A 20012-nucleotide genomic window follows, 5' to 3' on the forward strand; every position below is an offset into this window, starting at 1 on the left:
AATTTCTTATCGCAGCATCCGGCCCCGCCGCCGTCGACCTATCTGCCGCTCTCGTCATGCAACCCACTGGACTTGCCGACTGGGTGATCGTGATGCCGGTCGCCCTCTATATCGGTCTCGGCGCAGTGCTGATGATGATTCGCCATCGGACAAGGTTTCATGCTCCAATCACGATAATGGGCCTTTGCCTTCTTGTGGCGCTGGACGCGGCACTGCTCTGGCGCGTGGCGTCGCAAGGGCCATTCACAATGGTAATGGGCCGTTGGCTTCCGCCTTTCGGAATAGCCTTCACGGCGGATTTGACCGGAACTGTGCTGGCACTGGCTGGCGCCATTGCAGCGCTTGCCTGTGCTATATACGCGGCGCGCGATTGTGAGGATCGGGAGCGACGCTACGGCTTCTACCCGTTCATGATGTTGATGATGGCCGGCGTCACAGGTGCGTTTCTGACCGGAGATATTTTCAACCTCTATGTCTGGTTCGAGGTGCTGCTCATCTCCTCTTTCGGCCTCATCGTACTCGGCTCTACGCGAGAGCAGATCGACGGCGCATTGAAATATGCCGTGCTCAATCTTCTCGGAACGACGCTTTTCCTAATTACCGTCGGCTATCTCTATGCCATTTTCGGCACTCTCAACATGGCCGATATTGCAAGGAAAGCTACGGCACTTGGGCCGACCGCGCCTCTGATGACGCTTGCATCGCTCTTTACGCTCGCCTTTGCGATGAAGGCGGCAGCTTTCCCAGTGAATTTCTGGCTACCCGCATCGTACCACACACCCAAGATCGTCGTTTCCGCGCTATTCGGCGGCTTGCTCACCAAGGTTGGCGTCTACGCTCTGTTGCGCGTCATGGTGATGCTCTTTCCGGTGCAGCGCGAGGAACTCAGTTTTGTGATAGCCGTCTCCGCTGCGTTGACGATGATTCTCGGCGCCATGGGAGCGCTCGCACAGAATGACCTGCGCCGCATGCTTGGCTACATCGTCATTTCCGGCATCGGTTCCATCATGGCGGGTGTGGCGATCGGCACACAGGCAGCGCTGAGCGGCGCAATTTTCTATGCGCTGAATTCCATCGTGCTGATGACGGCGCTCTACCTTGCCATCGGTCACGCGGCTCGTCTCGGCGGCGCATGGACGCTGTCTGGATTGAGGGGGCTCTATGCCGGGGCGCCATGGTTCTCCGCCATGGTTCTAGTGCTTTTCTTTGCCGGCGCGGGCCTTCCACCCTTTTCCGGTTTCTGGCCGAAGGCCATGCTCACCAAATCCGCGATCGACATCGGCGCATGGTGGCTTGCTGCATCAATCCTCATTTCGGGTTTTATCATTACAATCGCTCTTGGGCGTGCGTTTCTCCTATGCTTCTGGAAACCAGCCGCACCTGAAATGTCGAGGCCAGCCAGGGCGCCGTTGGCGTCGGCGTCCGGAAGACCGCCATCGATGATGCCCGTGGCGGCTCTCACTCTTTTGATCGTCGTGGCGGGTCTCTTTCCCGAGCCCCTTATGAAGATCAGCCAAAGCGCGGCCCAGACGCTTGGCGATCCCTCCGCCTATATTCGTTCGGTCTTTCCGCAAGGAGCGCTTCGATGAGCCTCTTTTTCACCGGCCTTGTGTTCGTGCTGATTTGGCTTGCCATCTCCGGCAGCTACACAGTTCCCAACCTGCTCTTCGGGGCGGTGGTGGCGGCCTTGTCGCTTGGGCTTATTCGCCACCAGATCAAGAGGGGTGACAGAGCGGGCATCCGACCTCTGGCCACGGTTTCGCTGGCCCTGCTTTTCATCAAGGAGTTGGCGCTTTCCGCATGGACTGTCGCAAAACTCGTCGTGAAGCCAAGGATGGAATTGAAGCCCGGCATCTTCGCTTATTCTCTGACGGTTGAGCGTGATTTCGAAATCGCCCTTCTCGCCAATCTGATCACGCTTACCCCAGGAACTCTTGCCGTGGATGTAGGGGAAGATCGCAAGACGCTCTACATCCATGCTCTGGATTGCCGCGACGTCGAGGCGACGAAACGATCCATCGCCGATGGCTTCGAGCGCAAGATCATGGAGGCTTTCGCCAGATGACGCCGGAGATACTCGTCTCTTACGCCTCGCTTGTGGCGCTCCTTATTCTTTGTATCGCTTTTCTGCTTACCGTCTATCGCGTCGTGGTCGGCCCGACGCTGCCGGACCGTGTCGTGGCGCTCGACATGCTGGTGGGGATTGCCATTGGTTTTATCGCGGTGATTGCGGTGCGCAGTGGCTTCAATCTCTACATTGATATCGCAATTGCCCTTTGCCTCGTCGGTTTTTTGGCGACGGTGGCCTTTGCCCGCTTCATATTGTCACGCCGGCCTGAAGAAAAGAGTGGAAAAAGACAGATTCTCGATGGTCCAGATGTCCTGCCTGCGGAGATGAATATGCAAAATGTCGCGGGTACAAAATTAAAGGGCAGGGGAACAAAGAAGAAAGGCAAGAAGAGATGACTTGGGTACTTGCAACGATCATAACTGTGCTGCTCATCGTCGGGGCGCTGTTTTCCCTGACAGCGGCCATTGGCCTTAACCGTCTGCCCGATCTCTACACAAGAATGCATGCAGCATCCAAGGCAGGCACGGTCGGCTCAGGGCTCCTTCTTCTTGGAGTTGGCCTTTATTCCCAAGACCTTGCAGTATTTGCGCGCGCCTTCGCAGGCTTTCTGTTCGTTATTCTTACTGCCCCAATATCTGCGCATTTGCTTGCAAAATCGGCGCATCAGGTTGGATATAAATTGTCTTTTCACTCAATCGCGGATGACTTGGAAGCAGATCGGAAGTCCAAGTGAAAAAACAACTTCGCCGTTAACTTGTACGGATTTCTAGCTACTAAATATTTTGTTACCCGTTATTTTTTATATATGAATTTCCGGAAATATGGTCTGAGTTGTTCCAAAATAATATCTGGACTTTTTTTGGTTTGGTGATATCCAACGATACGCAAAGTTTCTGAAGCTGATTTGCTATTCGTTATTGGCGTTTCTCTACGCCCTACATGAGACCGGAAAGTCTTGTTGGGTTAGTGCCAGAGATACAGTCGCGGATCACGTTGGTCGCATCAGTAATCCCGCCTATTCTGCATGAAGCTTGGGGCTGGCTTCGTGTCATACACACAGTGCAGTTTTGTTGGTTTTTACTTTGCAATACTGGCGCATGTGGCTCTGCCCATCGCTATGCGAGACATGAACAGGAGACAATGAAATGACGGAAACTACATATGGCGGAGCCCAGAATCTGCTTGTCGAACTGACTGCGGATATTGTTGCCGCCTATGTTAGCCACCACGTTGTTCCGGTCGCGGAACTTCCAAGCCTGATTTCCGATGTACACAACGCTCTGAGCGGTACATCCGCTCCGGTGGCGGCATCGGTGAGCGTTGAAAAACAGAAGCCGGCGGTTTCTGTTCGAAAGTCGGTTCAGGATGATCAGATCATCTGCCTGGAATGTGGTGGTTCTTTCAAGTCGCTCAAGCGTCACCTGACGACGCACCACAGCATCACGCCGGAAGAATATCGCGAAAAGTGGGATTTGCCGGTGGACTACCCGATGGTCGCACCTGCCTATGCCGAAGCGCGCTCGCGTCTGGCCAAGGAAATGGGGCTTGGACAGCGCCGTAAGTCCGGCCGCTGATCTTCTTCGCACTTGACCGAGCTGAAATTGAAAGCCGGCCCTCGGGTCGGCTTTTGCTTTTCGTTAAGCAACGACGGTTGTATCAAATACAGCCGGCGGGCTGGCGTAACATTCATAAAAATGACGCCAGCCTTACATGTCTAAAACGTGAGCGAAGCTGGAAGACTGCGACACGCTCGTTGCGAGAAGAACCGTATCAGCCGACTTTCGCCAAGCCTTCACGAGGCACGTAATGCTGGCCGAAGCGGTTGCTCAAAAACGCATCCAGAGCCACATCTTCCTGCCTGACAAAGCCGCGAAGCGGCAATTTGCCATCGGCCAGGAGGTCGAGAACGGTGCAGATACCAGCTGCCGTGGTGATCTGGATTGCGCTCATCATGCGGCCGGAGATCGGGCTGGCATAGACTTTGTTGGCATAGGTTTCCTGCATGAAGCGACCGTTGCGCGTCCCGCACACGGTGACGAACACGATGACCACATCTTGCATCGTGGCGGGGAGCGCGTTTTCGAACAGATCCTTCAGCACGTCGCGACGATTGCGCAAGTTGAGATCATTGAGAAGCGCCTTCATGATTGCCACGTGACCAGGATAGCGGATGGTTCGGTAGTTCATGGTGCGCACCTTGCCTTCCAGCGTGGCAGCCAGCGTTCCCAAACCTCCGGATGTGTTGAAGGCCTCGTAGGTAACGCCGTCGAGTGAGAATTCCTCTCGCTCTTCCAAAGCCGGAACGGCTGTAAGACGACCCTCAACGATGGCTTCGCAAGGCTCGATATATTCGTTGATCAGGCCGTCCGTGCTCCAGGTAAGATTGTAGTTCAAGGCGTTGGACGGATATTGCGGCAGGGCGCCAACGCGCATGCGCACACTGTCCAGCTTGTCGAAGCGAGCAGCCAGGTCGGCAGCGACAATAGAAATGAAGCCGGGTGCCAAGCCGCACTGTGGGATGAGCGCCACTTCCGATGTCTCGGCGAGTTTCTTCACCTTGCGAGTGGATTCGACATCTTCGGTAAGATCGAGATAATGCGTACCAACCGCAACCGCAGCTTCTGCAATACCTGCGGTCAGGTGGAAGGGCGCTGCGGACAGGACGGCAAACTTGTCCTTCAACAGAGCCTGAAGGCTGAGCCGATCGGTAATGTCCACCACTTCCGTATCGATCCGCTCATGCGTCGGAACATTGGATAGCTGCTCGACCGCACGATCGGCAACGGTGATGCGGTAATCGCCTGTCACCGCCAGCATCCAGGAAATGGCAGAGCCGATATTGCCCGCGCCCACGACAACGATGTGTTTCATGATCCGTCCCCTTGAGATTATGTATTGAGGTAACAGAATGCCGTTGCCCGCGTTTGATTCGTAGCTTTATTTCGATCAGATAGATGTGTAAGTTTAGACATAACGCCGAAGGAAACAGGCATTATGACCATCTCCGACAAGGATCGCGCTCTTCTATCTTTGCTGGGAAGCAATGCCCGCATGCCAGTAGCGGAATTGGCGCGCAAGCTCGGCCTTTCGCGAACGACGGTACAAGCGCGGCTTGAGCGGTTGGAAGCAGAAGGGGTAATCGCCGGCTATGGCCTCAGGCTCTCGGAAAACTATCTGTCCGGGCTTGTGCGCGCCCATGTGCTGATCACCATCGCCCCAAAGGCGTTGGCAGCGGTGACGATGTCGCTGTCTGCCATAAAGGAAGTGACGACGCTGCACTCCGTCAGCGGCAGCTTCGACCTTATTGCCGTCCTTGCCGCCCCCTCCATTGCGGAACTCGACGGTTTGATCGACAAGATCGGGGCATTGGACGGAGTTGAGCGCACCCTCTCGTCGATCATTCTATCCACGCGGATTTCTCGGTGAGACGCCCTCTTTTTCGTCGACGATCGCCTCACGCCTGATCGAGACTTCCGCGCCGAGCCTTGAAGAACATCTTCAGCCGCTGAAGCTCGTCCTCGCTCCAGCCCTGCGGAGTGGTCACCTCCATCCATGCATCGATGTAATGTTCCGGTGCATAGACGTGACCGTAGCCGATCGGAGCGGTCGTCGCTGCGGCCACGTCAAGCGTCAACTGCAGAAAGGTGACGAGCGGAAACCAGCGGAACGATGAGGAGATATCGCGCCCTCGAGGCTGGTTCATCCACTCGGGACGCCGGTACAGAGATGACGTCTCAAAGAACGTGATCGGATCGCTGGCATATTGCAGATACACGATCCGCATCGGCCCCCAGGACGCATTCGGCATTTTGGCGGTTTGATACTGATCGGCGAAGCGAATGACGGACGAATCGCGGAATCGAGGCAGCCATTGCGGTGTTCCATCGACGCGCCCATTGGTTGCCATGCGCCATGTAGGACTTGCGAAAGGTGGTCCGCTCCACAGCGCGCCCTGAAACGGATCCGCCAGCACGTCATAAAGATCTGACGATTTCTGGCTGTTCAACGCACCAAGGCTAAGCCCGTGAAGATAGAGCTTTGGCCGCGTTTCCTTGGGCAGCGTCGTCCAATAGCCATAGACCTCTTCGAAAAGAGCTCGCGCCGTCTCGACCCCATAATCCGGCTCCGTCAGAAGGGCGATCCAGCTGGACAGATAGGAATACTGGACCGCAACGCTGGCTATGTCGCCATTGTGCAGATACTCGACCGTATCCAGAGCTTCCGGATCGATCCAGCCCGTGCCGGTCGGTACCACGACGAGCAGCGTTTGACGCTGAAACGCGCCCGTTCGTTTCAACTCTTCGAGTGCAAGCTTTGCCCGTTCTGCCGGCGTATCTGCCGAGTTGAGGCCGGCATAGACCCTGATCGGCTCAAGAGCGGGACGGCCCGTGAAGCTGGCGATCTGCTGCGCGGTGGGGCCGGTGGCAACGAACTCCCGTCCGCGACGGCCGAGAGACTGCCACGTCATCAACGAGCCATCGCTGCCGGTTTTCAGCTGGTCGGTCGGCTTGGGGACGTCGGGCTCGATAAGGCTGTCCACCTGCTTCAGCGAGCTATCGGCAAAGCGCAGTCCGATATCGAAAATCAGGCCGTTCAGCACCATCCAGCCGAGCACTAGTGCCGCAATCGCGCTTACGACATTGGCCAGCCTGCGCGGAAGAAAGCGTCGACTGCGCAGCGCTAGCAAAAGGCGCACCAGTTGGAAAAGCCGCCCGAAGCCAATCAGAATAGCGGCAACGGCCACCGCGACCGCTCCGGTTCTGATGGGGTGACTGCTGTCCAGCGGGCTCATTTCCATCAGCAGACGGATGGAGTTTTGCCAACGCCCCGCCTGCCAGAGAAAACCGATTGCGGAAACGATAGCGGCAAGCGACAAGACAAAGCGGATGCCGCGCCGATCATGCCTGGAGGGTTGCGGCAACTCAAGATAGACGTAAATCGTCTTCAGCAGGATGCCGATCAGATACCCGATTGCAAAGGAAAATCCGCAAAGCACGCCCTGCATGATGAAGGTACGTGGCAGAAGCGAAGGGGTGAGCGACGCGCAGAACAGCAGCGTGCCGAAAACGACACCAGTACTGGAGAGCGGTCCGAGAAAGCGCCTGATCCATCGCAAGCAGCGACTCCTCCCATGATTCTGGCTGAGCGTTCTAAATTGAACTGAAGCATCGCGACTGCGCGATGGTCAATCCAGTTCGGGCTTTGCACCTAGGAAAGAAATCACAGAGTAAAAAAGCCCGCGATGGACTTTCGTCACATCACGGGCTGTTCTCACATGCCGAAAACCGCCATCATGGCGTGTGTGCGGCAATCACTTCTTTGGAGACTGTGAAGGCTTTGGCTGACTTCCGCCTTCGCGCATCTGCCGCCACTCGCTCTCGAGGCGGTCGTAAATATTTTGGGGAATTGTCGCTGTCATGGCATTCCTCCTGACTGGTTGATGCAGCTCCATTTGCGGGCTCTGAAACCAAGTAAGAGGGCGAGAGGTTCCGGAATTCAAGCAAAAATTTTTCCTTAAATCGGTTCGTAGCTATTAAAATCGATTAAGATTTTTTCAAATCGATTTAAGTGTGACGCTCCGAGTGGGGAAAAATCCGTCACTTGCCTGCAGTTGCATTTTCCAGGCGCTTCATGAGCTTTTGCGGGCGATGATTCTTGCGCCTATCCAAGTGTTATGTGCCCACTTAAACACTCTAAAAAGCGGCAGAGGCGCCGTCCTTGCGGTCCGGACAACCGGATCGGCACATCATTTTGATGAACACGCGTGGTTAGTCGCTGGCTAGCGGATTGAACGCGTCGCCACAGGGTGATAGGCGGTCCCTTTAAATTTGTCGCGACGTGTTCAATGACAGGTGCACATTCATGATCCGCCACATCGTTTTCTTCACTGTACCGGAAGCTAACCGTGATGCCGTGCGCAAGGGCCTGTCCGGCCTGACTGCGATCTCGCATGCCTCGAAACTGGAGATTGGAGAGAACGTCAAGAAAGATCAGTGGGGGAATTCGGTGGATTTCATCGTCTATGGCGAATTCGAAAGTGAAGATGCACTGGCTGCTTATAAGGCCGACCCCGCCTATGAGCTTTCCACCAACACCGTGAAACCGCTGCGCGATACTCGGGTTGCCGCTGACTTCGACGCCGACAAAGCCGTCAAGGCGCCAATCATCTAGGCGGGTGAGACAAGCCTTTTGCTTTCCTCAGTCGTCGCCTTAACGGCCGAAAGCTGCTCGGCAGGTTTTTCGTTGAAACGGTTCAAAAGATTCAAGGAAGGGGCAAAGCGCGTCGGAAACGGGGCTAGAAGCCAGTGGAGCGGATGCGTCACCTCGCCATCCATTTCTGACTGACCGATGCGCGGTTTGCCATTGTAAGGCTGCGGCCGTCCCCAGCTTGAACCGCAGCAAAAGACCACATTCATTTGCCATTCAGGCGCTTTGAGCTAAATATTGCGGCAACAAACTATTTGACGCGCATCCGACTTTTTGTGGAAGTTTTTGCAAATGGCATCTCCTCTCATCATTGCGACGCTTGCGGCTGGACTATCCGGCTTCCCCGCGCCGCAAGTGGATTTGCGGGCCGGTGCCGTCGAAGCGCCGATCGTGCGCGTTGCCAGCGATTGTACCGGCGCTGTTTCCCGCGTCGTCCGTGAAACTGGCGGTCAGCTTCTTTCCGTCTATCCGTCCGGCGATGGTCAGTCCTGCGTGGTCACGGTGCTGGTGCAGGGCAATGGCGAACGTCCGCGCAAGGTGACCATGCGCGTACCTATGTAGTTGAATCCCGGCCTAAATCTCCGTACATCTCCTATAGACATGTTTCGAATGCCGGCCCGCGGCCGGTTGGACTGAAAAAGGGGCAGACGATGCGCATTCTCGTGGTCGAGGACGATACCAACCTGAACCGTCAATTGACCGACGCGCTGAAAGAGGCGGGGTATGTGGTCGATCAGGCTTTCGACGGCGAGGAAGGGCATTATCTCGGCGATACGGAGCCCTATGACGCAATCGTCCTCGATATCGGCCTGCCGCAGATGGACGGCATCACCGTCGTCGAAAAGTGGCGTTCGTCCGGCAAGTCGATGCCTGTTCTGATCCTGACCGCACGTGACCGCTGGAGCGATAAGGTCGCCGGTATAGATGCGGGCGCGGACGATTACGTGACAAAGCCTTTCCATGTGGAGGAGGTTCTTGCCCGCGTGCGCGCTTTGATTCGCCGCGCCGCTGGCCATGCGTCCTCCGAGATTGTCTGCGGCCCTGTGAGGCTCGATACGAAGTCCTCCAAGGCAACGGTCAACGGCGTAACCTTGAAGCTTACCTCCCACGAATTCCGTCTGCTGTCTTATCTCATGCATCACATGGGTGAGGTCGTATCGCGGACCGAACTCGTCGAACATATGTACGATCAGGATTTCGATCGGGATTCCAACACGATCGAAGTCTTTGTTGGTCGACTGCGCAAGAAGCTCGGGGTCGATCTGATCGAGACCATTCGTGGCCTCGGCTACCGGATGCAAGCGCCGCAAGATGCGAAGTAATTCACTCACCGCCCGCGTTCTGTTGCTGGCGTCGGCATGGTCCGTGCTGGCGCTGGTGGTGATCGCAGTGGTGATTTCGACGCTCTATCGCCAGGGCGTCGAGCGCAGCTTTACAGATCTGTTGCGCGCCCAGCTTTACAACGTCATCAATTCCGTGACGATTTCCAATGACAACACGCTTGCGGGCAGCCCTCAGCTTGGCGATCTGCGTTTCTCCCAGCCCGACACCGGCTGGTACTGGGTTGTTGAACCCCTCGGCAACTTCCAGACAGCGCAGTTGGTCTCTTCTTCGCTGGGTGTGTCCAAGCTTGCAGTTCCCAGCATTCTCGATGTTCCCTTCGATAACCGCTACGAGCGCTATTACACGCTGACCGATCAGGCCGGAAATCGCATTCAGGTGGCCGAAACCGAGGTCGTGCTGGATGGAGAGGGCAGGGCGGCGCGGTTTCGCGTGACCGGCAATCTGAACGTCGTGGAAGACGACGTGCGGGATTTTTCCAATAGCCTTTATCTGGCGCTCGCCGTCTTCGGCGTCGGCAGTCTCGTCGTTAATGGCCTTGCCATCCTCTATAGTCTCCGCCCGCTGGACCACGCGCGCGTGGCGCTCGGCAAGATACGCGGTGGCGAGGCGGAGCGGCTCGAGGGTGAGTTCCCCCGGGAAATTCAGCCACTCGCCCATGAGGTCAATGCGCTGATCGAAAGCAACCGGCGTATCGTCGAGCGCGCGCGCATGCAGGTCGGCAATCTCGCCCATTCATTGAAGACGCCGATTGCAGTCTTGTTGAACGAGGCGCGCACGCTGGACAGCCAGCATGGCGATCTGGTACGAGCGCAAGCCGATGCCATGCAGGCGCAGGTTCAGTCCTATCTTTCGCGGGCCCGCATCGCCGCACAGCGTGGCTCGATCCTGGCGCGCGCCGAAGCAGAGCCGGCGCTGGAGCGTCTGATCCGTGTGATGCGGCGTCTCAATCCCGATAAAATATTCGAACTCGATCTTCACCAGCCCGGTGTCCTTCTCGCCATGGAGCAGCAGGATCTGGAAGAAGTCGTCGGCAATCTTCTCGAAAATGCGGCACGGTTTGCCAACAAGCGCGTCGTCGTGCGTATGACGACCGGAAGTCACACATCATCCGATCCGGACATTACCCGTCGCGCCTGGGTAGAACTGACGGTCGAAGATGATGGTCCCGGTCTTGAGCCCGACCAAATTACCGAAGCGCTCAAGCGTGGCAGAAGGCTCGATGAAAGCCGACCCGGTACAGGCCTTGGCCTTTCCATCGTCAGCGAGGTAGTTTCCGAATATCACGGCAAGTTTGCCTTGTCGCGAAGCGAACTCGGCGGGTTGAAGGCCGCGCTGCTTTTGCCGGGCCTTTCGAAAGAACTTGCTTAAGGCATGGGAAAAGGCAATTAATTCAAACTGAAAGAACGTTAAAACCTGCCTGACCAGGCGCGGTTCTGTGCCGTGACCGACAGGTTCATGCGTCGAGTTGTCAAGGAGTGGTATTTTGATCGAAGCGAAGTGCAGTTCAGGTATGAGGTCAGCAAGGGCTCGCGCGGCAGGGTCTGCCGTGCTGTCGCTGGTCGTCGTTTCCGTCTTGAGCTCCTGCGCAACATCCAATACCCGCGGCGGCGCAGGCGGCACGGGTCTCTTCGGCGGAGGTTCCTCTGCGTCCGTTTCCTACATTTCCAGCCTTCAGGGCGGGATCGTGTCGCGCAGTGGAATTCAATTGAGCAGAGGCGATTACAACAAGGCCTTGGAAGCGGAATATCGCGCTCTTGAAACAGCGCCCGGCGGGCAGGCGGTGACCTGGAGCGGCAGCGCCAAGGGTGAAGTCGTCGCCAATGCGCCCTATCAGGTGGGCAATCAGAATTGCCGCCAATATTCCCATACCATCACGGATAATGGCCGCGAAGCGAAGGTGCGCGGTGCAGCGTGTCGTAACGCAGACGGGACATGGACGCCGCTGACTTGAGGACGTGGCGAAACGTCCGGCGCCGCTTTGAAATGGCATAGTGTCACTCCCGTCTTGGTTGCGGCCAATCCTCCTCGTGATCGACATTCTTCCATTTGACTTGCGTCAAGGAAGGCGTAGGTCTTCCTATGAGAGAAAGTCGCGCGGCCGATGGCCTCAAATTCGTGTCATCCTGTTGCGACGTGTTTCAAAGCAACGCGCATTCGAGTAGTTGATTGGGAATGTTCTGGATTCTCGTTGCCATACTGACGGCGGCTGTCGCCATCGTTCTCACCCATCCGCTGATGCGCAGCAGGCAGGCCGCCATTGCCGATCGGCAGGGCGAGGTTGCTGTCTATCGCGATCAGTTGGCGGAACTTGAGCGAGAGCGTGCGTCCGGCCTGATTGGTGAAACGGAGGCAGATTATGCGCGTGCTGAGATTGGACGCCGGCTACTGGCCGCTGCTTCTGGATCAAACCAGCCCGATGGCACTTCGACGGAACGCCGCCACAATGTGATTGCGACCATTGTCACCGCGCTGATACCGCTGACAGGCCTCTGCCTATACTTGTGGATGGGCAGTCCGAACCGCCCGGACATGCCGCTGGAAGCACGCCTGGAAAATCCCGGCAACGATATGAACCTTTTGATCGCCAAGGCTGAACGACACCTGGCGCAAAACCCGCAGGATGGTGCTGGATGGGACGTGCTGGCACCAATCTACTTCAAGACGATGCGATTTGCCGATGCCGAAATGGCCTACCGGAATGCGATCCGTATTCTGGGGGAAAATGCTCAGCGACTGACCGGCCTCGGCGAAACGCTGGTGACGTCCAGTCAGGGCATCGTCACCGACGAGGCGCAGTCTGCCTTCGCCGATGCGGAGAGGATGCGTCCGGGCAATCCCCGGGCGCAGTTCTATTTGGCGCTGGCGTTGGAGCAGGCTGGCAAGATGGATGAAGCACGCGATGCCTTTGCCGAAATCCTGCAGACATCTCCGGCAGGTGCGCCGTGGATTGCGCTGGTTCAGGCTCATTTGAAGGCAACGGGCGGCGATGCTGCAATTGCTGCCGCGCAAAAGCCTGAAGCGCCCGCAAACCCAACGGCAGAGGATATCGAGGCGGCCAATACCATGTCGCCCGAGGATCGCCAGGCGATGATCTCTGGCATGGTGGAAAGCCTGGATGGCAAGCTTAGACAACAGCCCGATAATTTCGAGGGCTGGATGAGGCTCGTGCGCTCCTATGCCATGCTGAATAATGAAGACAAGGCGAAGGAAGCGCTGCGCAACGGCCTGAAAGCTTTCCCGCCCGGTGGTGAGCAGGGCAAGAAGCTTCTGGCGCTGGCACAACAGCTCGGTATTAATGCCGATGGAGCGACCCAATGACACGCAAGCAGAAACGATTGGCCATTATCGGCGGGGGCGTGAGCTTCATCATGCTTGCCGTGTTTCTTGTGATGTTTGCCTTTGGTCAGTCCATCGCTTACTTCTACATGCCTGCCGATCTTCAAAAGAATGCTGTCGCTCCCGGAACCCGCATCCGTCTAGGTGGGCTGGTTGCCGAAGGTTCGGTGAAACGCGGCGAAGGCCGCACGGTGGGCTTCACCGTGACGGATGGAACGGGAAGCGTCCCGGTCAGCTATACGGGTATTCTGCCAGATCTCTTTCGCGAAGGCCAAGGCGTTATAACGGAAGGTGTGTTCGATGCCGCAACCCATGCCTTCATGGCCGACAGCGTACTGGCTAAGCATGACGAGAACTACATGCCGAAAGAAGTTGCCGATCGGCTGAAGGACAAGGGTCTCTGGCAGCATACTGAAGAGGGCAACAAGACTGGGGCGACCAAATGATTACCGAAATCGGCCATTACTGTCTGATCCTCGCACTTGCGGTGTCCTTGGTCGTTTCGATTCTTCCCGTCATCGGCGTGCGCCGCTACGATCGCGCGCTGATGGACGTTGCCTCCGTCGGTTCACTACTGATGTTCCTTCTGGTCGGCTTGAGCTTTGCCGCCCTGACGCGCGCCTACGCCATTTCCGACTTTTCGCTGAAAAACGTCTTCGAGAACTCGCATTCCCTGATGCCGATGATCTACAAGCTCACTGGCGTATGGGGAAACCATGAGGGCTCGATGCTCTTGTGGCTGCTGATTCTGGTATTTTTCAGCGCGCTCGTCGCCGTCTATGGTCGCAACCTTCCCGAAACGCTGAAGGCCAATGTGCTTTCGGTACAGGCTTGGATCAGTACGGCTTTCTTGTTGTTCATCCTTCTGACGTCCAACCCTTTTCTGCGCCTCGACCCGGTGCCGGCTGAAGGGCAGGATCTGAATCCAATCCTTCAGGATCTCGGTCTCGCCATCCATCCACCGTTGCTTTATCTGGGCTATGTGGGCTTTTCCGTCTGCTTCTCCTTTGCGGTTGCTGCCTTGATGGAAGGTCGCATTGATGCGGCCTGGGCGCGTTGGGTGCGGCCATGGACCCTTGCTGCCTGGACCTTTCTGACTGCCGGTATCGCCATGGGCTCTTACTGGGCCTACTACGAGCTCGGCTGGGGCGGCTGGTGGTTCTGGGACCCTGTCGAAAACGCCTCCTTCATGCCCTGGCTTGCGGGAACCGCGCTCTTGCATTCGGCGCTCGTCATGGAAAAGCGCGAGGCGCTGAAAATCTGGACCGTGCTGCTTGCGATCATGACCTTTTCGCTGTCGCTGCTTGGCACTTTCCTTGTTCGCTCGGGCGTATTGACCTCTGTCCACGCCTTCGCCACCGATCCGAGCCGCGGTATTTTTATTCTTTGCATCCTGACGATGTTTATCGGCGGTGCTTTCTCGCTCTTCGCATGGCGCGCCCCGACACTGAAGGCGGGTGGTCTGTTCGCGCCGATTTCGCGAGAAGGCGCGCTCGTTCTCAACAACCTGATACTGACGGTCTCCACCGCCACGGTGCTGACCGGCACGCTCTATCCGCTGGTTCTCGAGACGCTGACAGGCGAAAAAATCTCCGTCGGTGCGCCCTTCTTCAATATCACGTTTGGCCTGTTGATGATCCCGGTCCTGATCGTTACCCCTTTCGGACCGATGTTGGCCTGGAAGCGGGGCGACCTTCTTGGCGCCTTCCAGCGGCTCTACGTGGCAGCGGCTCTGGCCGCTCTTGCCGGGCTGGCGCTCTGGTATATCGAAAATGGCGGGCCGGTGCTGGCCGCACTCGGTATTGCCGCAGGCTTCTGGCTGATCTTCGGCGCACTTGCCGATCTCTGGTATCGTGCAAACTTTGGCAAGCTGGCCCTTAGCATCGCTTTGCGCCGATTGAGAGGTCTGCCGCGTTCGACCTTCGGAACTGCGCTGGCGCATATGGGTCTTGGGATTACGGTGCTTGGTATCGTGACAGTGACCACCTTCGAGACCGAAACTGTCGTAGAGATGAAGCAGGGCATGGCGGTGGAAGCCGGCGGCTATAGCCTTACCTTTGACGGAATTCGTCACTTTGTCGGCCCGAACTATAGTGAAGATCGAGGTCACTTCACCGCTCGCAAGGCCGGTGCGGAAGTCGCGGATGTCTGGTCTTCCAAACGACTTTACACCGCACGCCGGATGCCGACGACCGAAGCCGGTATCATGACCTTCGGCCTGTCGCAGCTTTATGTCTCTCTTGGCGACCCCATGCAGGACGGCGGTATCGTCGTACGCATCTGGTGGAAGCCCTTCATTCTCTGCATCTGGGGTGGGGCGCTCTTCATGATGCTTGGAGGGTTCATCTCGCTGTCCGACCGTCGCCTGCGCGTCGGCGCGCCCAATCGCAAGGCCAGACCTGCCAAGGCCGCGGCCCTGGAGGCTGCGGAATGACGGCGGTTCTGGCGAGAGTGTCGTTGCTCTTTCTTCTGGCCTTCAGCGCTTTTCCGGCCTTCGCCTTCAACCCGGACGAGGTGCTGTCCGACCCCGCACTTGAAACGCGCGCGCGCAACCTCACCGCACAACTGCGCTGCATGGTTTGCCAGAACCAGTCGATCGATGACAGCAATGCGGAGCTTGCTCGCGATCTGCGTCTTCTGGTTCGGGATCGGCTGGTCAAGGGCGACAGCGACGAGGCCGTCATCAACTATGTCGTCTCCCGTTACGGCGAATTCGTGCTGCTGAAACCACGCTTCACTGCGCGGACGCTCGTCTTGTGGGGTGCGCCGATCGGCCTTCTTCTGATCGGCGGCGTCGCGGTTTTCGTCTTTTCACGTCGTCGTGCGGCTCTCGCCGAAGGTGAAAAACTGACCTCGGATGAAGAGGCGCGCATCCGCCAATTGCTGGAACGCTGACCGAGCGCACCTTATGCGGCGGCTTTGACAAGATTACTATTTTTTCATTCTGCAGACACTTCGTTGTAAGGTGGAAGTCCCTATATCTTTCATCATCCACCGCTACTCCGGTTCCCTCGGAGGCTCCAGTCAGATGAACAGAGAAGGTAATCACATGTCTCAATTGCAAAACGGACGCTCCTCGTTGAAGACCGTTCTGAAGTCTTCCGCCGTTGGCGGTCTTGCCGCGTTGATGCTCACCACCGGTGTCGCCGGCCCGATAGCCCGTTCCTTTGCAGCGCCAGTCGAGGTGAATGCGCCGCAGGTGCCGAGCTTTGCCAATGTGGTTGATGCCGTTTCTCCCGCGGTCGTTTCGGTCCGTGTGAAATCCAATGTCGAGCCGGTGTCTGACGACAGCAGCGGCTTTTCCTTCGGCGGTCGCGGTCTCGACCAGCTTCCTGACGATCACCCGCTGAAGCGCTTCTTCAAGGAATTCGGTGGTCCGGGTGCAAATGAAGACAAGCGCGGTCCGAACCGCCATCGTGAAGGGAAGGGCCCGCTTCGCCCTGTCGCTCAGGGCTCTGGTTTCTTTATTTCCGAAGACGGCTACATCGTTACGAACAACCACGTCGTTGACGATGGATCTGCCTACACTGTGGTCCTCAATGACGGTACGGAATATGATGCCAAGTTGATCGGCCGCGATAGCCGCACCGACCTTGCGGTTCTGAAGGTCGATGTGAATCGCAAGTTTACCTATGTGCAGTTCGCCGATGACAGCAAGATTCGCGTTGGTGATTGGGTCGTGGCCGTTGGTAATCCCTTTGGTCTCGGCGGTACGGTGACGTCTGGTATCGTCTCGGCCCGCGGTCGTGATATCGGCTCCGGTCCCTATGACGACTACCTGCAGATCGACGCAGCCGTGAACCGTGGTAACTCCGGTGGCCCTGCCTTCAACCTCAATGGCGAAGTGGTCGGCATCAATACCGCGATCTTCTCTCCCTCCGGCGGCAATGTCGGTATCGCGTTCGCCATTCCCGCATCCGTTGCCAAGGATGTCGTTCAGGATCTGATCAAGGACGGCAAGGTCGAGCGTGGTTGGCTCGGCGTGCAGATCCAGCCCGTCAGCAAGGATATAGCCGAATCGCTTGGTCTCTCCGAAGCCAAGGGTGCTCTGGTCGTCGCTCCGCAGGCGGGCTCTCCAGGTGATAAGGCCGGCATCAAGCAGGGTGATATCATCACCGCGGTCAATGGCGATCCGATCAAGGATGCCCGTGAATTGTCTCGTCGGATCGGTGCGCTGGCACCCAACACCAAGGTCGAGTTGTCGCTGTGGCGCAATGGTAAGTCCCAGTCTGTCAGTGTCACGCTCGGCGATCTTGCAAGCGATGACGCATCTGCGGGCGCCAAGGGTCAAAACGACAACGATCGCGGCGGTCAGTCCTCCAGCGAGAAGGCTCTCTCCAGCCTCGGCCTGACGGTCGCGCCTGCGGAAGATGGCAATGGCCTTGCCATCACCGATGTCGATCCGGACTCCGATGCCGCGACCCGTGGCCTGAAGGCCGGTGAAAAGATCACCTCGGTCAACAACCAGCAGGTCGCATCCGCGGCCGATGTTGAGAAGGTGATTTCGCAAGCCAAGAAGGACGGTCGCACCAAGGCTCTGTTCCAGATCGAAACCGAACAGGGCAGCCGCTTCATCGCCCTCGACATTGATCAGGGCTGATTAGCAAAGACGGGAGAGGGGCGTTTTGCCCCTCTCATTTTTAGTCGCAGAACAACAAAAACATCGCCGATGAGTTCGGCGTCTTGGCGTTTTGCGATCAGCTATGGTGGTCGGATGTCGGCCATCCACGGCCAAAGTCACTGCCCGCCTCTTCAACGCGTGACAGGCCGAGCAGTCAGGAGACATCGTCATGGCGGACCTTATGAGCCAATCCATGGAAAGTCATCTGCATAATGTTTCGGGCGAACCTCTTTCCGGTTGTGCGCTGAATGATATGGACGTTAATGTTCCCCACATGAAAATACTTGTTATTGAAGATGATCTGGAAGCTGCCGCCTACATGACGAAGGCGTTTCGTGAAGCGGGTATTGTTGTCGATCATGCAAGCGATGGCGAAAGCGGTCTGTTTATGGGCTGCGAAAATGTCTACGACGTCATGGTCATCGACCGGATGCTGCCGCGTCGAGACGGACTCTCCGTCATCTCCGAGTTGCGCAAGAAGGGCATAGAGACGCCAGTCCTCATCCTCTCTGCGCTTGGTCAGGTCGATGACCGCGTGACGGGTCTTCGTGCCGGTGGCGACGATTATCTGCCGAAGCCCTACGCTTTCAATGAACTGCTCGCCCGCATCGAGGTGCTTGGCCGCCGCAAGGGCAAGCCTGAGCAGGACATGATTTATCGTGTGGGCGATCTCGAACTCGACAGGCTCTCTCATGACGTGCGCCGCAACGGCAAGGAAATACTGCTTCAGCCGCGTGAGTTTCGCCTGCTGGAATATCTGATGAAGAATGCCGGTCAGGTGGTGACCCGCACCATGCTCCTGGAAAATGTCTGGGACTATCACTTTGATCCCCAGACCAACGTGATCGACGTTCACGTGTCGCGGCTCCGCTCGAAGATCGAGAAGGATTTTGACAAGCCGTTGCTGAAGACCATCCGCGGTGCAGGCTATATGATGAAGGATGAAGGCTAGCCATGCCTTCGCGCCTGCGCCTTCTTTTCAGCTCCACCGCTGTCCGTCTGTCCGCGCTTTATATTCTGCTTTTCGCGCTTTGCGCTGCTTTCTTGGTTTTCTACGTCACCGCACTTTCCGAGCGTCTTTTGAACCAGCAGACGCGCGACGCCGTGCTTCAGGAGGTCAATGACGTCCAGCGGATTTATGAGCGCGGCGGTATCAATCCGCTGTTGCGGATGATGGAGCGGCGCGCCCGACAGCCTGGTGCCAGCCTTTATGTGATAGCGGGTCCCAATGGCGAGATCCTGGCGGGTAACGTCGCCTCGGTTCAGCCGGGCGTTTTCGACAGCGAAGGCTGGACGGATTTTCCCTTCACCTACGAACGCTACTCTGAAAGCGGAGACAGCGTGAAACACCTCGCCACCGCCAATATCTTCGTCCTCGACAATGGTCTTCGCATCCTCGTCGGACGCGACCTGGGAGAACCCACGAAGTTCAGGTTGTTGGTGCGAAATGCGCTAATGGTGGCCCTCGCCATCATGGGGGGCGGCGCGCTCATCATCTGGTTCGCGATCGGGCAAAACGCCCTGAAGCGGCTTGATCGCATGTCCGCGGCGACGAAGAAGATTATGGCGGGCGATCTGTCGCAAAGGCTGCCGCAAGGCCGTTCCGGAGACGAGTTCGATCGTCTCTCCGGTTCGCTGAACGCCATGCTTGGCCGCATCGAAAAGCTCAATGAAGGCTTGCGCCAAGTTTCCGACAATATTGCGCACGACCTGAAGACGCCGCTGACGCGTCTGCGCAACAAGGCGGCAGATGCGCTCGACGATAAAGATGAAAACAAGCGTCGCGCAGCGCTTGAAGGCATCATTGCTGAATCCGATCAATTGATCCGCACGTTCAACGCGCTTTTGATGATCTCGCGAGTCGAGGCAGGCTCGATCGCCGCTGAGATGACCGATGTGGATGTCTCAGCCATCGCCGAAGACAGTGCAGAGCTTTACGAGCCGGTCGCGGAAGAGGAAGGTCTGACGCTGACCACAGCTATTGAGCCAGGACTTGTGGTGCAGGGAAATCGGGAACTGATCGGCCAGGCGCTAACAAATCTGATCGACAATGCCATTAAATATGCAGGCGGGCATGATGGCCCGAAACGCCTGTCCGTTCATCTTGCTCAGAGTGACGAAGGGATCGTTCTTTCGGTTGCCGATACCGGTCCCGGCGTTCCGGCTGAAAAGCGCGGCGAGGTGATCAAACGCTTCGTGCGGCTGGACGAAAGCCGCTCAAAGCCCGGTACAGGCTTGGGCCTGTCCCTGGTAGAAGCGGTGATGGAGCTTCACGGTGGGGCGCTTCGTCTTTCCGATACCGATCCGGACAATAGAACCTCACCCGGCCTGACCGTGTCCATGGTCTTTCCAGCGTCGAAGCCTTAAGGTTAGTTTCTTTCCGTGACGGCGGTGACTGCACAGCTGTTCAGGGAGAGTCTAAGCCCGTCTAAA

At 57.2% G+C, this 20012-nt stretch carries 20 protein-coding genes; 18 read left to right on the plus strand and 2 right to left on the minus strand.

The annotated features are described in order from the left end of the window. Window positions 1-8: 8 nt before the first annotated feature. From QZ862_RS15430 to QZ862_RS15450, 5 genes are all read left to right on the plus strand, one after another. A complete protein-coding gene (locus QZ862_RS15430) occupies window positions 9-1589 on the plus strand; it encodes a Na+/H+ antiporter subunit D (RefSeq protein ID WP_296101025.1) in 1581 nt (526 codons plus the stop codon). Then, on the plus strand, window positions 1586-2065 hold the full coding sequence (locus QZ862_RS15435) for a Na+/H+ antiporter subunit E (RefSeq protein WP_296100839.1): 480 nt from the start codon (window positions 1586-1588) through the stop codon (window positions 2063-2065). The genes QZ862_RS15430 and QZ862_RS15435 overlap by 4 nt, the downstream gene beginning before the upstream one ends. Further along, window positions 2062-2466, plus strand: a complete 405-nt coding sequence (locus QZ862_RS15440; RefSeq protein WP_296036998.1) for a cation:proton antiporter — start codon at window positions 2062-2064, stop codon at window positions 2464-2466. Before QZ862_RS15435 ends, QZ862_RS15440 begins: the two co-directional genes overlap by 4 nt. After that, window positions 2463-2804: a monovalent cation/H(+) antiporter subunit G gene (mnhG, locus tag QZ862_RS15445; protein ID WP_296015543.1), complete on the plus strand. Its 342-nt coding sequence runs from the start codon at window positions 2463-2465 to the stop codon at window positions 2802-2804. The genes QZ862_RS15440 and mnhG overlap by 4 nt, the downstream gene beginning before the upstream one ends. A 412-nt stretch (window positions 2805-3216) precedes the next feature. Then, the gene (locus QZ862_RS15450; protein ID WP_296015542.1) at window positions 3217-3645 is read left to right on the plus strand and encodes a MucR family transcriptional regulator; all 429 of its coding nucleotides are present in this window, start codon (window positions 3217-3219) and stop codon (window positions 3643-3645) included. A 196-nt stretch (window positions 3646-3841) separates the two neighbouring features. On the opposite strand, the gene QZ862_RS15455 is transcribed toward QZ862_RS15450, so the two are convergent. Beyond that, complete coding sequence (locus tag QZ862_RS15455) at window positions 3842-4942, minus strand: saccharopine dehydrogenase family protein (protein ID WP_296100840.1); 1101 nt, start codon at window positions 4940-4942, stop codon at window positions 3842-3844. A 123-nt stretch (window positions 4943-5065) separates the two neighbouring features. Here QZ862_RS15455 and QZ862_RS15460 point away from each other — a divergent pair, with 123 nt between their 5' ends. Further along, window positions 5066-5497 (plus strand): Lrp/AsnC family transcriptional regulator, encoded by a 432-nt coding sequence (locus QZ862_RS15460; RefSeq protein ID WP_296036992.1) that lies wholly within the window; start codon window positions 5066-5068, stop codon window positions 5495-5497. Between the two features lie 28 nt (window positions 5498-5525). Here the strand turns inward: QZ862_RS15460 and QZ862_RS15465 are convergent, their stop codons facing one another. Then, complete coding sequence (locus QZ862_RS15465) at window positions 5526-7187, minus strand: alpha/beta-hydrolase family protein (protein WP_296100842.1); 1662 nt, start codon at window positions 7185-7187, stop codon at window positions 5526-5528. Between the two features lie 746 nt (window positions 7188-7933). Here QZ862_RS15465 and QZ862_RS15470 point away from each other — a divergent pair. The 12 genes from QZ862_RS15470 to QZ862_RS15525 all read left to right on the plus strand — a co-directional run bounded on the left by QZ862_RS15470 (window position 7934) and on the right by QZ862_RS15525 (window position 19946). Beyond that, window positions 7934-8242 (plus strand): Dabb family protein, encoded by a 309-nt coding sequence (locus QZ862_RS15470; protein ID WP_296077649.1) that lies wholly within the window; start codon window positions 7934-7936, stop codon window positions 8240-8242. Window positions 8243-8569: 327 nt separating this feature from the next. After that, window positions 8570-8839, plus strand: coding sequence for a hypothetical protein (locus QZ862_RS15475; protein WP_296015535.1), 270 nt, complete (start codon window positions 8570-8572; stop codon window positions 8837-8839). 89 nt (window positions 8840-8928) lie between these two features. After that, window positions 8929-9600, plus strand: a complete 672-nt coding sequence (locus tag QZ862_RS15480) for a response regulator transcription factor (RefSeq protein WP_296036985.1) — start codon at window positions 8929-8931, stop codon at window positions 9598-9600. Further along, a complete protein-coding gene (locus QZ862_RS15485) occupies window positions 9590-10990 on the plus strand; it encodes a HAMP domain-containing sensor histidine kinase (RefSeq protein WP_296100843.1) in 1401 nt (466 codons plus the stop codon). The genes QZ862_RS15480 and QZ862_RS15485 overlap by 11 nt, the downstream gene beginning before the upstream one ends. 142 nt (window positions 10991-11132) lie before the next feature. After that, window positions 11133-11573, plus strand: a complete 441-nt coding sequence (locus tag QZ862_RS15490; RefSeq protein WP_296077645.1) for a hypothetical protein — start codon at window positions 11133-11135, stop codon at window positions 11571-11573. A gap of 221 nt (window positions 11574-11794) precedes the next feature. After that, entirely contained in the window at window positions 11795-12940 is a 1146-nt protein-coding gene (gene ccmI / locus QZ862_RS15495) for a c-type cytochrome biogenesis protein CcmI (RefSeq protein ID WP_296100844.1), read from the plus strand. Then, entirely contained in the window at window positions 12937-13404 is a 468-nt protein-coding gene (gene ccmE / locus QZ862_RS15500; protein WP_296100845.1) for a cytochrome c maturation protein CcmE, read from the plus strand. Before ccmI ends, ccmE begins: the two co-directional genes overlap by 4 nt. After that, window positions 13401-15392, plus strand: a complete 1992-nt coding sequence (locus tag QZ862_RS15505; protein WP_296100846.1) for a heme lyase CcmF/NrfE family subunit — start codon at window positions 13401-13403, stop codon at window positions 15390-15392. Before ccmE ends, QZ862_RS15505 begins: the two co-directional genes overlap by 4 nt. Next, window positions 15389-15853 carry a cytochrome c-type biogenesis protein gene (locus tag QZ862_RS15510; RefSeq protein WP_296100848.1) on the plus strand — a complete coding sequence of 155 codons (465 nt, stop codon included), beginning with the start codon at window positions 15389-15391 and terminating at the stop codon, window positions 15851-15853. Before QZ862_RS15505 ends, QZ862_RS15510 begins: the two co-directional genes overlap by 4 nt. A 154-nt stretch (window positions 15854-16007) precedes the next feature. Beyond that, window positions 16008-17558, plus strand: coding sequence for a Do family serine endopeptidase (locus tag QZ862_RS15515; protein WP_296036970.1), 1551 nt, complete (start codon window positions 16008-16010; stop codon window positions 17556-17558). 214 nt (window positions 17559-17772) lie between these two features. Then, window positions 17773-18531, plus strand: a complete 759-nt coding sequence (locus tag QZ862_RS15520) for a response regulator transcription factor (RefSeq protein WP_296015618.1) — start codon at window positions 17773-17775, stop codon at window positions 18529-18531. Window positions 18532-18533: 2 nt separating this feature from the next. Then, window positions 18534-19946 carry a HAMP domain-containing sensor histidine kinase gene (locus tag QZ862_RS15525; protein ID WP_296036967.1) on the plus strand — a complete coding sequence of 471 codons (1413 nt, stop codon included), beginning with the start codon at window positions 18534-18536 and terminating at the stop codon, window positions 19944-19946. Window positions 19947-20012: the final 66 nt, after the last annotated feature.

Source organism: uncultured Agrobacterium sp., assembly GCA_913777615.1.
Taxonomy (GTDB): domain Bacteria; phylum Pseudomonadota; class Alphaproteobacteria; order Rhizobiales; family Rhizobiaceae; genus Agrobacterium.